This window comes from Streptomyces sp. NPDC014995 (assembly GCF_043080745.1).
Classification (GTDB): domain Bacteria; phylum Actinomycetota; class Actinomycetes; order Streptomycetales; family Streptomycetaceae; genus Streptomyces.
This window is the reverse complement of sequence record NZ_JBIBVX010000015.1, coordinates 158971-171517: the sequence shown is the minus strand read 5'-3', so window position 1 is coordinate 171517 and position 12547 is coordinate 158971. Positions and strand designations below refer to the sequence as shown.

Here is a 12547-nt window from a genome sequence, read left to right as displayed (position 1 = left end):
CCCACCGTACTAATCCCCCACTCCCTCGGCCGCCCGGATCGCATCCCGGTAAGCCCGGGCCGCGGCCCTGAGCGCCGCCTCGGGGTCGACCCCCTCCGACTCCGCCCGGGCCGCCAGCGCCAGCAGTTCGTGGCCGATGCCCTCGGCCGGCGGGAGCGGGACGTCCAGGTCCGCCGAGCGCACGCGTGAGCTGAGCTTGGCCGCGAGTGCCAGGCCCGGCTGGTGGAGGGGGATGCCGTCGGTCACCGACTCCCGGCGCTTCTCGACCGCCTTGGTGCGGAGCCAGTGCTCCTTCACTTCCTCCGGTGTCGTCGCTGTCGCGTCGCCGAAGACGTGGGGGTGGCGGTGGATGAGCTTGGTGACGATCGTGGCCGCGACGTCGTCGATGGAGAAGGGGGACTCCTCGTCCTCCGCCGCGATACGGGCGTGGAAGACGACCTGGAGGAGGACGTCGCCGAGTTCCTCCCGGAGTTCGTCGCGGTCGCCGTCCTCGATGGCCTCGACGAGTTCGTAGGCCTCCTCGATGCCGTACTTCGCCAGGCCCTTGTGGGTCTGCCGGGAGGACCAGGGGCACTCGGCGCGGATGCGGTCCATGACCTGGACGAGGTCGAGGAGGCGGGCGCCGGGCAGGTCGTAGGAGGCGGGGAGCAGCTCCAGCTCGGGCATGGAGACGCGTCCGGAGCCCGCCAGGCGGGCGAGGCCGTCCGTCAGGGCCGGCTCGCCCTCGCCGGTCGCCACGACGACGACCGTGCGGCCGCCGGCGCAGGCGGCGACCAGGTCCTCGGCGGTCGGGGCGGCCTCCTCGACCCGTATGCCGGCCTCGCGCAGGTACGGCAGCTGGGGGTGCGCGCCGTCCGCGCACAGCACGCGGTCGGCCGCGCGCAGGGCCTGCCAGGCGGGCCAGGACAGCAGGCCGGGGGCGACGCGGTGGCTGGTGGTGAGCAGGACGATTCGGCCGGGGGCGCTCCCCTGGGAGCCGTCTGCGGAGCTGCTGGTGGCGTTCACACCTCGAACGTAACCCACGCCGCCGACAGCCCGGCCGTTGTCCACAGGCAGGCCGCGGGGGCCGGCCGGTTGTCCACAGGCAGGCCCCCGCCGGCCGGCCGTCACGTCGTCTGCGGGCTCTCCGCCGTCGTCACGTCCCGCACCCACGGCGTCTTCGCGTCGACGCGGCTGACCTTCTGGACGTCCCAGTCGCCGTAGCGCGGGTTGAGGTCGACGTCGAGTTCCCGGGACGCCTTCGACAGGGCGTCCCAGAAGACGGGCTGGCTGGTGTCGGTGCCGAGCTCGGCCGCGAGTTTCTGGGCCTCGAGCTGGAGGCGGAGGTTGTCCTCGAGGCGCTGCGGCGGGATGCCGTACTGCTGGAGCCAGGTCATCTCCAGGCCCTTCGCGCCGCCCGCCTGCTGTTCGAGGCCGGCCCGCATCGCCTGGACCTCCTTGCGGCTGACGGTGATGCCCGCGTCCTCGGCGGCGCGGTGCAGCACCCGGTCGAGGACCATGCCGTGCAGGGTGTCGCGGGTGAGTTTGCCGGTCTGGGCGACGGCCTGCGCGTACTGGGTGTCGTCGGTGACCGCCGCGCGCTGCGCGGCGCGGACCTCGTTGACCCGGTTCTCCAGCTGGGAGACGGTGATCCGCTGGCCGCCGACGACGGCCGCCGCGCCGGGATGCGCCTCGCTTCCGCAGGCGGTGAGGAGCGGCCCGGCCGCGACGATCGCGGCGGACAGCAGGAGCGCGGTGCGACGACGGCGGCTGTGCAAGGAAGCCTCCCGAGGAGATTGTGCGACGGTGCACAAAGTCTTGCGGTGATCGATGGTAGGCAGTGGTACGGCTGTGGCCAACCCATTCGACCAACGATTCACCGGGAGTTCCGGCTTCGCCGCGCCCTGGCCGGTCGGCGCGGCCCCGTCGACCGCGCGTTCGACGGCCGTGGCGACCCCGGCGCGCGGGCCGTCGTCCGCGCCGACGACGGCCGCGTTCGCCCCTGCCCACGTGCCGCCCACGAGGACGAACGGGACCTTCTCGTCTGCGCGGCCCGGCGTCGCCCGTGTGGCCCGGCACCGCCTGTGTGATCCGGCCCCGTCTGCGCGGTCCGGCTCAGCCGACGATCGCGACCGGCGCGTCCCACGCGTCGCGGTCCACGGTGATCGTGTAGCCGCCGCGGGACTCCTTGCTGTTGACCATGTACTGGTGGCCGCGGCTGTGGCTCGTGTACTGGGTGGAGCCCCACGGCCAGTCGGCGGTGGTGGTGTTCTGCTTGTCCCACAGCGCGTACCAGAGGTTGCCCGGCAGGTCCGTCTTGTCGGTCGCGGTGGCGATGGCCTTGGCGCTGGAGCTGCTGAAGCCGTAGAAACCGGCCCGGTAGACCTTGGCGCGCAGCGTCTTGGTGAAGGAGCGCACGTACGTCAGCACGGCGTCGTTGCACGCCTTGTTGGTGATGTCGTACGGCTCCATGTCGAGGTAGACCGGGCTGCCGGCCTTCATGCCGAGCGCGGAGGCCTTGGCGACCGCGTCCGCGGCGTCGGTCGCGCCCTGGGAGGCGGCGGTGGTGGCGGTGATCCTCTCGGGGCTGGAGCCGGTCTGGCAGGGCGGCTGGGCGCCGACGTAGATCGGGATGAGCTTCCAGCCGATCGAGTTGACCGACTTCACCCACGACGCGGTGAGGTTGGGCTGGGAGCAGCCGCGGTTGCGGCCGCCGACGTAGACGGCGGCGGCGCCGTAGAAGCCGGTGTTCCAGGCCTTCATCGCGGCCAGGGAGGGGGCGGCGCAGGTGTCGAAGGCGCGGCCGGTGAAGGTCTTCTGGGCGGGCCAGGTGGTGGCCGCCATGGAGGTCTGCGCGGCGATGCCCGCGCCCGCGAGGACGGCGGCGCCGGCGACGCCCCACGTGATGTATCTGCGCTTCCTGGACTGCCGGTGCTCGGCCATTCCCCACCCCATCGTCGACAAGTACGGCTGTTCGGATCCCCCTGGGTCGCAACGCACCGTAGCCCGCGGCGGGCCTGTGATCGGGAAACACATGCCTCTCGGAGCGACAAGAATCCCTCATGCCGCGGTAAAGAAAGGGAGCTCCGTCGCTGTCGCGGGCATGCCCTACCCTTGCTCCCTGGCTACTTGGGGGGCGGTATGACGACGGTGACGGCGGGCGCGGAGAAGAGACTGGAGGGCGGCGTCTTCCAGCGGCTGGCCTGGACCGCCCTGGTGTGGGGCTCCCTGGGCCTGCTGGTGTGGGTGCCGTTCCTGTACGTGGCGATCCGGCGGGGCCGGTCCTCGGACTGGGGCGCCTTCGCCGCGTTCGCGCTGTACGAGGTCCTGACCCTGCCGTGGGCCTTGATCACGGCCGAGGGGGACGGGGATCCGTTCCTGGGCGTGGCGGTGCTGGTGACGTTGCTGATGGCGACGTGGATGCTGCTGTTCGTCCTGTTCGACAAGAAGGTCCCGGCGTACGGGACCGGGCAGCCGTACCCGTATCAGCAGGGGTATCCGTACGGCCGGTAGGTAGTGGGCGCGTCGGCGAGGCGCGCTCATCGGTCCGGCCGACCGGAGTGCCACGCGCTGTCGGCCGCCTCGCCACCGGGCTCGGCCGGGGCGATGTCATGGGGCGATCAGGCCGGCGTTCCTGACGCGTTCGCCGAGGGTGTCGACCCGCCCCAGGAACAACCGGCCGAGGCCGATGGACGGTTCCCAGACGTCCTCGTCGGTGTCCCTGATGGTGAAGACGTGACTCACAGGCGGTGTCTCATCCACACGTTGGGCTCGACGTACACCGCGTGGTCGCGCTCCGGTTCGCAGCGCACCGGCACCAGCGCGCCGGGCACCTCGACGTCCCCCCGCGTGTCGAAGGGCAGCCCCGTCCAGCGGCGCCACTCCGCCAGCGAGGCGGCCACCGTCATCGACGCCGGCGCCACCCGCTCGACGGTCGCCCCCGCCCGCGCGTGCACCCGCAGCCACGGGTCGTACGGCAGCCCGTCGTCCCGCACCCGGTGCGCGTACTCCTCGACGGCGGTGTGCGGTTCGTGGTGCTTGGCGTTCGGGCGGACCGGTGCGACGACCTCGGTGAAGCCCCGCGCACGGGCGTTGTCCCGCATCGCCGCGAGCATGCGTCCCGACAGGCCCAGGCCCTGGGCGTGCGGGGCGACCACGATCGAGATGGCGCTGACCGTGTCCGGCCGCACTCCGCGGCGCAGGTCGGCGAAGGCCCACACCAGCACCTGGTCCCAGCCCCGCGCGGGCAGCTCACCGCGGCCCTCGGCGTGGAGGGCGAAGGGCACGCTGTAGGCGTGCGCGAGGACCTCGCCCCGCTCGTCCTCCGCGAACAGCACGTGCTCCGGGAGCTCGACCGGGATCCGGCCGTAGTGGGCGTTGCCCACGGGGTCCTGCGTGATGAACTGCGGCCAGCTGTCCGGCATGTCGAGCACCGGCCCGAGCATCTCGGGCCGGTCGGCGAGTGACGAGACCTTCGGTTCCATGCGGCCACCGTAGGCGGGGCGGCGGAGCCGGGAAAACGGGTTTTGCCCCGCCGACGGGCCGAGCCCGCCGCGTCCTTGAGCGTCGCGGGTGCAACAGGCGGCACGCGGCGGCCTCCTGCCACGTGAGGCCTTCGTCCCTCGGTTCCGGCCGGCCACGGGCATGCCGGCGGGGCCCGTCTCCAGAGGTCACGAACGGGTGGGGCCGGTACTGGTCGCGAGTTGGTCGCCGAGGGGGCTGCGGCGGTACAGGACCTGCCGTCCGGCGCGTGCCCGGGCGACCAGGCCTGTGGCGTACAGCACGCGCAGGTGCTGGGAGACGGCGCTGGGGGTGACCCTGAGGCGGCGGGCGAGCTCCACTGTGGGCAGCGGCTCTTCGAGAAGACCGAGCAGTCTCGCCCGGGGTGCGCCGAGCAGAGACACCAGGGCGGTTCCGTCCGTGGGTGGAGCGGTGTCCCACAGCGTGGCCACTCCCCGGCAGGGATAGACGAGACTGGGCGGCTCCTCCGGGCTGACGGGCGGCGCGGGCTTGTGTGCGAACACGGACGGCAGGAGCAACAGCCCCCGGCCGGACGCCATGACGCGGTGCTTGCTGATCATCTTGTCGATGTACAGCTCACCGCCCTGCCAGCGCAGGTTCGGGTGCATGTCGGCGAAGAGCAGCCGGGCGCCTCCCAGGGCGAGCTGACGTGCGCGGTAGGTCATGTCGGCTTCCAGCAGCAGTCGCATCCGCGGCCACAGCGACTCGATGGCCACCCGCCAGTACTGCCGCAGGACCTCACAGATGGCGTCGCGAAGTCCGGCGACGCGCGGGGCGTCGGCCACGGCTTCGCGCAAGGCCGCGGGGAGCGGGTCGGGGGCGTGCGCGAGCAGCAGGTCGTGGCGAACCTGAGCGGGGTCGGCCTGGCGGACGACGGCGAGTTCTTCCTCGAAGGCCGGTGCGAAGCTGGTGGGATTCGGGGTCAGGAAGTCGGGGAGGGTACGCCGCTGGGCAACCAGGGACATCAGCAGATCGATGTCAAGCGTGCCGAGGGTGCCGAGCACGGACCTGCGCCAGGGCAGGTGCAGCGCGGACAGGCCCGGATCCCGCAGCACCCGCAGGCTGAACAGGGTTTCGTGCAAGGGCGAGAGCGCGAAGCGCGTGTCCGCGAGGTCCTCGACGCCGAGCACAAAGCTGATCATTAAGCCGCACGCTACATCGATTGGCGGCGGAACGTCGGTGCCGTGGACTTCCGCCCATGACACGGACAACTCATGAGCGCCACTTGTCGGGCATCTCCGCGGTCGGCGATGCCGCTCGCGTCGACCACGGCAGCGCGAAGGCCGGTCTGACCGGTTTCACCAAGTCGCTCGCCCTCCGGCTCGGACGGCACCGCATCACCGCCGACGCCATCGCCCCGGGCTTCCTCGTGAGCGACACGACCGGGGCGTCCGCCCGACGTCTCGGCCTCGACTTCGGCGGATACCGGCGTAGCGCGGCCCAGTCCGTCCCGGTCGCACGGGTGGGCGAGCCGGAGGACATCGCACACACCACGTCCTTCCTGGTGCACCCCGAGGCCGGGTTCGCCTCCGGTCAGGTCGTCCACGTCGCCGGCGGACCGGTGGACTGAGATGAGCCGTCGGACGACCCTGCTCCTGGCCATGACCTGTGCGGTGGCCGTGGGCAACATCTACTTCCCGCAGGCGATCGTTCCCTTGGTTGCCGCAGCGCTGCACACATCTCCCGATGCCGCCTCCCTGTCCGTGACCGCCACCCAGGTCGGTTATACGGCCGGACTGTTCCTGCTGGTTCCGCTCGGCGACCGGCTCCCGCACCGCTCGTTCCTCATGGCCCTGTTCTCCTTGACCGGTGCGGGCCTGCTCGCCGCAGGCTGCGCTCCCACCCTGCCGCTCCTCGTCGCCGCCAGTGCCGTCATCGGGCTCACCACAGTGGCCGCCCAGGTGGTCGGCCCGCTGGCGGCCGGACTGGTGGCCGACGACCGCCGCGGAGCGGTGATCGGCACCCTGCTGAGCGGGTCGATCGGCGGCATGCTGACGGCCCGCGCCTTCAGCGGGGCACTCGGCGAATGGCTGGGGTGGCGGGCTCCCTACCTGGTGGCCGCGGCCCTGGTCCTCATTCTCGCGAGCGTCCTGGCCCGCACGGTGCCGGCCACGACCCCGCACTCGCGTCAGCCCTACCCGGCGCTCCTGGCCGAGTCACTGCGCCTGCTGCGCACCGAGCCGGACCTGCGACGCTCCTGCTTCTCCCAGGCAGCGGTCTTCGCCGGGTTCTCGGCCGTGTGGACGTGCCTGGCGCTCCTCCTCACCGGTCCGGCCTACGGCCTGGGTGCCCAGGCCGTAGGACTGCTCGCCCTGGTCGGCGGCGCAACCATGCTCTGCACACCGCTCGCCGGACGGCTGGTGGACCGCCGTGGGCCGGACCCGGTGAACCTCGTCTGCATGCTGGGGGTCCTCGTCTCGGCCGCGGTCCTGACCGCGGGCGCCCTGGGCGGCGCGCCGGGGCTGGCTGCCCTGGTCGCCGGCACGCTGCTGCTCGACATCGCCATGCAGTCCGGCATGGTCGCCCATCAGGCCCGGCTCTACGCCCTGCGTCCCGACGCCCGCAGCAGGCTCAACACCACCTACATGACCTGCGCCTACCTGGGCGGCAGCGCAGGGTCGTGGCTCGGGGTGCAGGTGTACGGCCGGGTCGGGTGGTGGGGCGTGTGCGCACTCGTGGCACTGCTCACGGTGCTCGCCCTCGCCCACCACAGGGCGGCACTGTCCGGCCGCAGACCCCCAGCGACGAAAGGCCAGTCACCGGCCGCTGCCGGGACTCGGCCGATCCGCCCCCGTTGAGAGCACCCGTACTGCTCGTCAACCGCCGCACTGGCGCAGCATCATCTGCTTGTCCGGGGCTGTCACCGGCATCCGGTACTTGATGGCGACCTGGGCGAAGCGGACCGCGTAGGCGCACCTGACCTGCTTGTTGGGCGGCAGCCAGGACGCGGGTCCCGAATCGCCCTTGGCCGAGTTGGCCCGCCCCTCGACGGGGATCAGATTCAGCACGTCGTTGGCGAGCTGCTCGCGCTTGCCCTCCGACCAGCGGGAGGAGCCCATCTGCCAGCTGTACGACAGCGGCACCACGTGGTCTATCTGCACTTCGGCGGCCTGCTGCTTGCGCCACTCGATGGTCGTCCCGGTGTACGGGTCGTCCAGCGTCATGGCGATCACCACGCAGTCGGAACCGGCTCGGAAACGGAGATCCCGACCATCACGACGAATAAGATCATTCCGGGTGTCGCACCCGTTCCTCGCGAGCGGCACCCCGTCGGCCGTGTCCATCCATGCGTAGCCGAACTCGTCGCGGTCGTAGCCCGTCCTCGGCCCCCGCCCCTTCGTGGACAGCTCCCCGATGAGCTTGCGGGCCGCGGCCCTGTCCGCGCCCGTCGTCACGGGCGCGAGCCCCGGCTCCGTACCGTCCGGATTCTTGAGCGGACTGGTCGCCCGCCCGTCCGGCGCAGCCGGACCGGATCCCGCGGAGGAGCCGGCTTCGCCGAGGCCCTCGCATCCCGAGACCAGGAGCACGGCAGCCGCCGCCATCGCCGCCGCGTGGAGGAAGCGGGCGTTCCCTGCCCCCTTGTGACGCACATGCCCTTCAGTCAGCACGGCTCACCCCTCCCCGCGTGAGCCGCGCGAACGTGCCCATCGCCCGCCGGAGCACAGAGGGGACCCGGGTGCCGCAGTCGTTGGAGTACGTGTCCGCCCAGGGGTGCCGACCCTGTCGCGGTCGTAGCCGGTCCTGGGGCCCGGCCCTTCACCGGCGACGACTCGGCGGCGGCGAGGGCCGCTCCGCCGCCCGTGGCCCGGCCCCCTCCGGCGCCTCCGGCTCCTGCGGCCCCGACGGTGCAGCCGGCCGCGGCACCCATCCGTGCGACGGCGACCGCCGCCCCACCCCTCAGACGCCTCACGTGCGCCCCTCCCCTTGCCCGACCGCTGCCACCCCGCACAGGGCGGCTTCCCCCGCCGGGCTCGGGTACACCGTAGGCGAGGGGCGCGTAAGGGGGTACGGGAGGTCCAGACCACGCCGGTTCCAAGTGGGCATTCAGGGTGAACCGCGCATATCGTCGGTGGTGAGTCACCTCCGGAAGGAGCTCGGGATGGGCATCTTCGACAGGTTCAGGCACCAGGGGCGGGACAAGGCCAAGCACATGTCCGATGCCGCGGAGAAGAAGGCCAACGAGCGGACGGGCAACAAGTACGAGTCCCAGGTCGACTCCGCCCAGCAGCAGGCGGAGCGGCGGCTCGGCATGGACGAGGACCGGCCCGACCGCCCCGAACAGCAGCCGTAGCCCGAGGGATCGTCACTCGGACACGAAGCCGCCCGCGAGGCCGACCGCCCGCGGGCGACTTCGTGTCGCGCGGGCGGTCGTCGCGCGGGCGGCCTCGCGTCACGGCGGGCATAAGGAGTCCACCGGCGGACGGAGCCGGCCGGTGCCCCGGGGAAGCCGGCCAAGGCCGGGGAAGCCGGCGCTCGGCGCCCCGCGGCCGGGGCCGGCTCCCGGCGTCCTACGAGCCCAGCACCGACGTCAGGAACTCGCCGACCCAGCCCAGCAGTTCCCGCCCGACCAGCGGCTTGCCGCCGACCTTCGCGGTCTTCGGGCGGGGGACGAGGACCTGGTGGGCCGCCGGCTTGATGACACTGCCGGGGTAGAGCCGCTTGAGCCGCAGCTCCTGCGACTCGCGCAACTCCACGGGCGCGAAGCGGATGTTGGTGCCCTGGAGTACGATCTCGCCGACGCCGCACGCCCGCGCGAGCATCCGCAGGCCGGCCACCAGCAGCAGGTTCTCCACCGGCTCGGGCAGCTTGCCGTAGCGGTCGACGAGTTCCTCGCGTACGGCCTTGACGTCCTCCTCGGAGTTGGCCGAGGCGATGGCGCGGTAGGCCTGGAGGCGCAGCCGCTCGCCGGGGGCGTAGTCGTGCGGGACGTGCGCGTCGACGGGCAGCTCGATCTTGACCTCGAGGGGCGGCTCCTCCTCGATCCCGCCGGTCTCCAGCTGGCGCCGGTAGTCCGCGACGGCCTCGCCGACCATCCGGACGTACAGGTCGAAGCCGACGCCCGCGATGTGGCCGGACTGTTCCCCGCCGAGCAGGTTGCCCGCGCCGCGGATCTCCAGGTCCTTCATCGCCACGTACATGCCCGCGCCCATCTCGGTGTGCTGGGCGATGGTGGCCAGGCGCTCGTGGGCGGTCTCCGTCAGCGGCTTCTCCGGCGGGTAGAGGAAGTAGGCGTAGCCGCGCTCGCGGCCACGGCCGACGCGGCCGCGCAGCTGGTGGAGCTGGGAGAGGCCGAAGGTGTCGCCGCGTTCGACGATCAGGGTGTTGGCGTTGGAGATGTCGATGCCGGACTCGACGATGGTCGTCGAGACCAGCACGTCGAACCGCTTCTCCCAGAAGTCGACGACGACCTGCTCCAGCGCCGCCTCCGACATCTGGCCGTGCGCGGTCGCGATCCGCGCCTCGGGGACGATCTCGCGCAGCCGGGCGGCCGCGCGGTCGATCGACTCGACCCGGTTGTGGATGTAGAAGACCTGGCCCTCGCGCAGCAGTTCACGGCGGATGGCGGCGCCGATCTGCCGCTCCTCGTACGGGCCGACGAAGGTGAGCACCGGGTGGCGCTCCTCGGGCGGGGTGGTGATCGTCGACATCTCGCGGATGCCCGTCACCGCCATCTCCAGGGTGCGCGGGATCGGCGTGGCGGACATCGTGAGCACGTCGACGTTGGCCCGCAGCTTCTTCAGCTGCTCCTTGTGCTCGACGCCGAAGCGCTGCTCCTCGTCGACGATGACGAGGCCCAGGTCCTTGAACCTGGTCTCCGAGGAGAACAGGCGGTGGGTGCCGATGACGACGTCCACGGAGCCCTCGCGCAGGCCCTCCAGGGTGGCCTTCGCCTCGGTGTCGCTCTGGAAGCGCGACAGGGCCTTCACGCTCACCGGGAACTGCGCGTACCGCTCGCTGAACGTGCCGAAGTGCTGCTGCACCAGCAGCGTGGTCGGGACGAGCACCGCGACCTGCTTGCCGTCCTGGACGGCCTTGAAGGCGGCGCGGACCGCGATCTCCGTCTTGCCGTAGCCGACGTCGCCGCAGATCAGCCGGTCCATCGGGACCGACTTCTCCATGTCGTCCTTGACCTCGGCGATGGTGGTGAGCTGGTCGGGGGTCTCGGCGTACGGGAAGGCGTCCTCCAGCTCGCGCTGCCAGGGGCTGTCCGCGCCGAACGCGTGCCCGGGGGCCGCCATGCGCGCGCTGTACAGCTTGATCAGGTCCGCGGCGATCTCCTTGACCGCCTTCTTCGCGCGCGCCTTGGTCTTCGTCCAGTCCGCGCCGCCCAGGCGGTGCAGGGTGGGCGCCTCGCCGCCGACGTACTTGGTGATCTGCTCCAGCTGGTCGGTGGGGATGTAGAGGCGGTCGCCGGGCTGGCCTCGCTTGGCGGGCGCGTACTCCACGACCAGGTACTCGCGGGTGGCGCCCTGCACGGTGCGCTGCACCATCTCGATGTAGCGCCCCACGCCGTGCTGCTCGTGGACGATGTAGTCGCCCGCCTCCAGGGTGAGCGGGTCGATGGTCTTCCTGCGGCGCGCGGGCATGCGGGCGCCGTCCTTGCCGGCCGCCTTCTGCCCGGACAGGTCGGTCTCCGTCAGGACGGCGAGCCGGAGCGCCGGGTCGACGAAGCCGTAGTCGATCGAGCCGCAGGAGACGTGCACGAGCGACGGGGACAGCTCGGTCAGGTCGGTGTCCAGGCGGGCCGCGACGCCCTCGCCGCCGAGCACCTCGACGGTGCGGACCGCCGTGCCGTGGCCCTCGGTGACGAAGACGACGCGCCAGCCGTCGGCCAGCCAGCCCTTGGTGTCGGCGAGCGCCTTCGCCGTGTCGCCGCGGTACGACTCCGGGGCGTGCATGCCGAGCTGGAGGGTGTCCGCCTCCAGCTCGAGGTCCGCGGCGAACGGCGACACCGACCACCACATCATGTCCAGCTCGCGCGCGCGGTCCCGCACGTCGGCGATGGACCACAGGGAGGCCGCGCCGACGTCGATGGGCGCCTCGCCGCCGCCCGCGGTGGCCGCCCAGGACGCCTGGAGGAACTCCTGCGAGGTGGCGACGAGGTCGGCGGCGCGCGTGCGGACCCGCTCCGGGTCGCAGACGACGGCCATGGCGCCCTTGGGCAGCACGTCGAGCAGCAGCTCCATGTCGTCGACGAGCACCGGGGCCAGCGACTCCATGCCCTCGACGGCGATGCCCTCGGCGATCCTGCCGAGCAGCTCGCCCAGCTCGGGGTGCTCCTCGGCGAGGGCACGCGCGCGTGCGCGGACGTCGTCCGTGAGCAGCAGCTCGCGGCAGGGCGGGGCCCACAGGCCGTGTTCGGCGACTTCGAGGGAGCGCTGGTCGGCGACCTTGAAGTAGCGGATCTCCTCGACGTCGTCGCCCCAGAACTCGATGCGCAGGGGGTGTTCCTCGGTGGGCGGGAACACGTCGAGGATGCCGCCGCGCACGGCGAACTCGCCGCGCTTCTCGACCAGTTCCACGCGCGCGTACGCGGCTGCCGCGAGGGCTTCCACGATCTCGTTCAGGTCGGCGGTCTGGCCCGACCTCAGGGCGACCGGTTCCAGGTCGCCGAGGCCCTTGACCTGCGGCTGGAGCACGGAGCGCACGGGGGCCACGACGACGGAGACCGGGCCGGTCTCGGGGTCGTCGGTGCTGGGGTGGGCCAGGCGGCGCAGGACGGCGAGGCGGCGGCCGACGGTGTCGCTGCGGGGGCTGAGGCGCTCGTGCGGCAGGGTCTCCCAGGAGGGGTACTCCACGACGCCGTCCGGGGGCAGCAGTGAGCGCAGGCCCGCGGCCAGGTCCTCGGCCTCGCGGCCGGTCGCCGTCACCGCCAGGACCGGGCGGCCGGTCTCGCGGGCCAGGGCGGCGATCGCGAAGGGTCGGGCGGCCGGGGGGCCGACCAGGTCGACGTGCATGCGGTTGCCGTCTGCGGCCGCGGGGATCGCTTCCGCGAGGGCGGGGTCCTTGACTACGGCGTCCAGCAGACCGTGCAGGCTCATGGAGG

At 72.4% G+C, this 12547-nt stretch carries 12 protein-coding genes; 4 read left to right on the top strand and 8 right to left on the bottom strand.

Annotated elements, in window-relative coordinates:
* Positions 1-9: 9 nt before the first annotated feature.
* From ACF1A1_RS28750 to ACF1A1_RS28740, 3 genes are all read right to left on the bottom strand, one after another.
* Entirely contained in the window at positions 10-1005 is a 996-nt protein-coding gene (locus ACF1A1_RS28750; RefSeq protein WP_392003902.1) for a nucleoside triphosphate pyrophosphohydrolase, read from the bottom strand.
* A gap of 101 nt (positions 1006-1106) precedes the next feature.
* Positions 1107-1757 (bottom strand): SurA N-terminal domain-containing protein, encoded by a 651-nt coding sequence (locus tag ACF1A1_RS28745; RefSeq protein ID WP_392003901.1) that lies wholly within the window; start codon positions 1755-1757, stop codon positions 1107-1109.
* 337 nt (positions 1758-2094) lie between these two features.
* Entirely contained in the window at positions 2095-2922 is an 828-nt protein-coding gene (locus ACF1A1_RS28740; RefSeq protein ID WP_392003900.1) for a glycoside hydrolase domain-containing protein, read from the bottom strand.
* A 198-nt stretch (positions 2923-3120) separates the two neighbouring features.
* Between ACF1A1_RS28740 and ACF1A1_RS28735 the strand changes: the two genes are divergently transcribed.
* Positions 3121-3492 carry a hypothetical protein gene (locus ACF1A1_RS28735; RefSeq protein ID WP_392003899.1) on the top strand — a complete coding sequence of 124 codons (372 nt, stop codon included), beginning with the start codon at positions 3121-3123 and terminating at the stop codon, positions 3490-3492.
* A 96-nt stretch (positions 3493-3588) separates the two neighbouring features.
* On the opposite strand, the gene ACF1A1_RS28730 is transcribed toward ACF1A1_RS28735, so the two are convergent.
* The 3 genes from ACF1A1_RS28730 to ACF1A1_RS28720 all read right to left on the bottom strand — a co-directional run bounded on the left by ACF1A1_RS28730 (position 3589) and on the right by ACF1A1_RS28720 (position 5642).
* Complete coding sequence (locus ACF1A1_RS28730) at positions 3589-3723, bottom strand: hypothetical protein (RefSeq protein WP_392003898.1); 135 nt, start codon at positions 3721-3723, stop codon at positions 3589-3591.
* Complete coding sequence (locus ACF1A1_RS28725; RefSeq protein ID WP_392003897.1) at positions 3720-4463, bottom strand: N-acetyltransferase; 744 nt, start codon at positions 4461-4463, stop codon at positions 3720-3722. Before ACF1A1_RS28725 ends, ACF1A1_RS28730 begins: the two co-directional genes overlap by 4 nt.
* A gap of 186 nt (positions 4464-4649) precedes the next feature.
* Entirely contained in the window at positions 4650-5642 is a 993-nt protein-coding gene (locus tag ACF1A1_RS28720) for a helix-turn-helix domain-containing protein (protein ID WP_392003896.1), read from the bottom strand.
* A 56-nt stretch (positions 5643-5698) separates the two neighbouring features.
* Between ACF1A1_RS28720 and ACF1A1_RS28715 the strand changes: the two genes are divergently transcribed.
* Entirely contained in the window at positions 5699-6070 is a 372-nt protein-coding gene (locus tag ACF1A1_RS28715; protein WP_392003895.1) for an SDR family oxidoreductase, read from the top strand.
* A 1-nt stretch (position 6071) separates the two neighbouring features.
* Positions 6072-7298: an MFS transporter gene (locus ACF1A1_RS28710; RefSeq protein WP_392003894.1), complete on the top strand. Its 1227-nt coding sequence runs from the start codon at positions 6072-6074 to the stop codon at positions 7296-7298.
* 18 nt (positions 7299-7316) lie between these two features.
* Here the strand turns inward: ACF1A1_RS28710 and ACF1A1_RS28705 are convergent, their stop codons facing one another.
* Positions 7317-8042 carry an HNH endonuclease family protein gene (locus ACF1A1_RS28705; RefSeq protein ID WP_392003983.1) on the bottom strand — a complete coding sequence of 242 codons (726 nt, stop codon included), beginning with the start codon at positions 8040-8042 and terminating at the stop codon, positions 7317-7319.
* A gap of 557 nt (positions 8043-8599) precedes the next feature.
* Here ACF1A1_RS28705 and ACF1A1_RS28700 point away from each other — a divergent pair.
* Positions 8600-8791 (top strand): antitoxin, encoded by a 192-nt coding sequence (locus ACF1A1_RS28700; RefSeq protein WP_392003893.1) that lies wholly within the window; start codon positions 8600-8602, stop codon positions 8789-8791.
* Between the two features lie 217 nt (positions 8792-9008).
* Here the strand turns inward: ACF1A1_RS28700 and mfd are convergent, their stop codons facing one another.
* Positions 9009-12542 (bottom strand): transcription-repair coupling factor, encoded by a 3534-nt coding sequence (mfd, locus tag ACF1A1_RS28695; RefSeq protein WP_392003892.1) that lies wholly within the window; start codon positions 12540-12542, stop codon positions 9009-9011.
* Positions 12543-12547 lie beyond the last annotated feature (5 nt).

Coding starts and splice junctions, on each gene's coding strand:
- ACF1A1_RS28700 (WP_392003893.1), top strand. CDS start 8,600: ATGGGCATCTTCGACAGGTTCAGGCACCAGGGGCGGGACAAGGCCAAG.
- ACF1A1_RS28715 (WP_392003895.1), top strand. CDS start 5,699: ATGACACGGACAACTCATGAGCGCCACTTGTCGGGCATCTCCGCGGTC.
- ACF1A1_RS28740 (WP_392003900.1), bottom strand. CDS start 2,922: ATGGCCGAGCACCGGCAGTCCAGGAAGCGCAGATACATCACGTGGGGC.
- ACF1A1_RS28735 (WP_392003899.1), top strand. CDS start 3,121: ATGACGACGGTGACGGCGGGCGCGGAGAAGAGACTGGAGGGCGGCGTC.
- ACF1A1_RS28720 (WP_392003896.1), bottom strand. CDS start 5,642: ATGATCAGCTTTGTGCTCGGCGTCGAGGACCTCGCGGACACGCGCTTC.
- mfd (WP_392003892.1), bottom strand. CDS start 12,542: ATGAGCCTGCACGGTCTGCTGGACGCCGTAGTCAAGGACCCCGCCCTC.
- ACF1A1_RS28725 (WP_392003897.1), bottom strand. CDS start 4,463: ATGGAACCGAAGGTCTCGTCACTCGCCGACCGGCCCGAGATGCTCGGG.
- ACF1A1_RS28705 (WP_392003983.1), bottom strand. CDS start 8,042: ATGGCGGCGGCTGCCGTGCTCCTGGTCTCGGGATGCGAGGGCCTCGGC.
- ACF1A1_RS28710 (WP_392003894.1), top strand. CDS start 6,072: ATGAGCCGTCGGACGACCCTGCTCCTGGCCATGACCTGTGCGGTGGCC.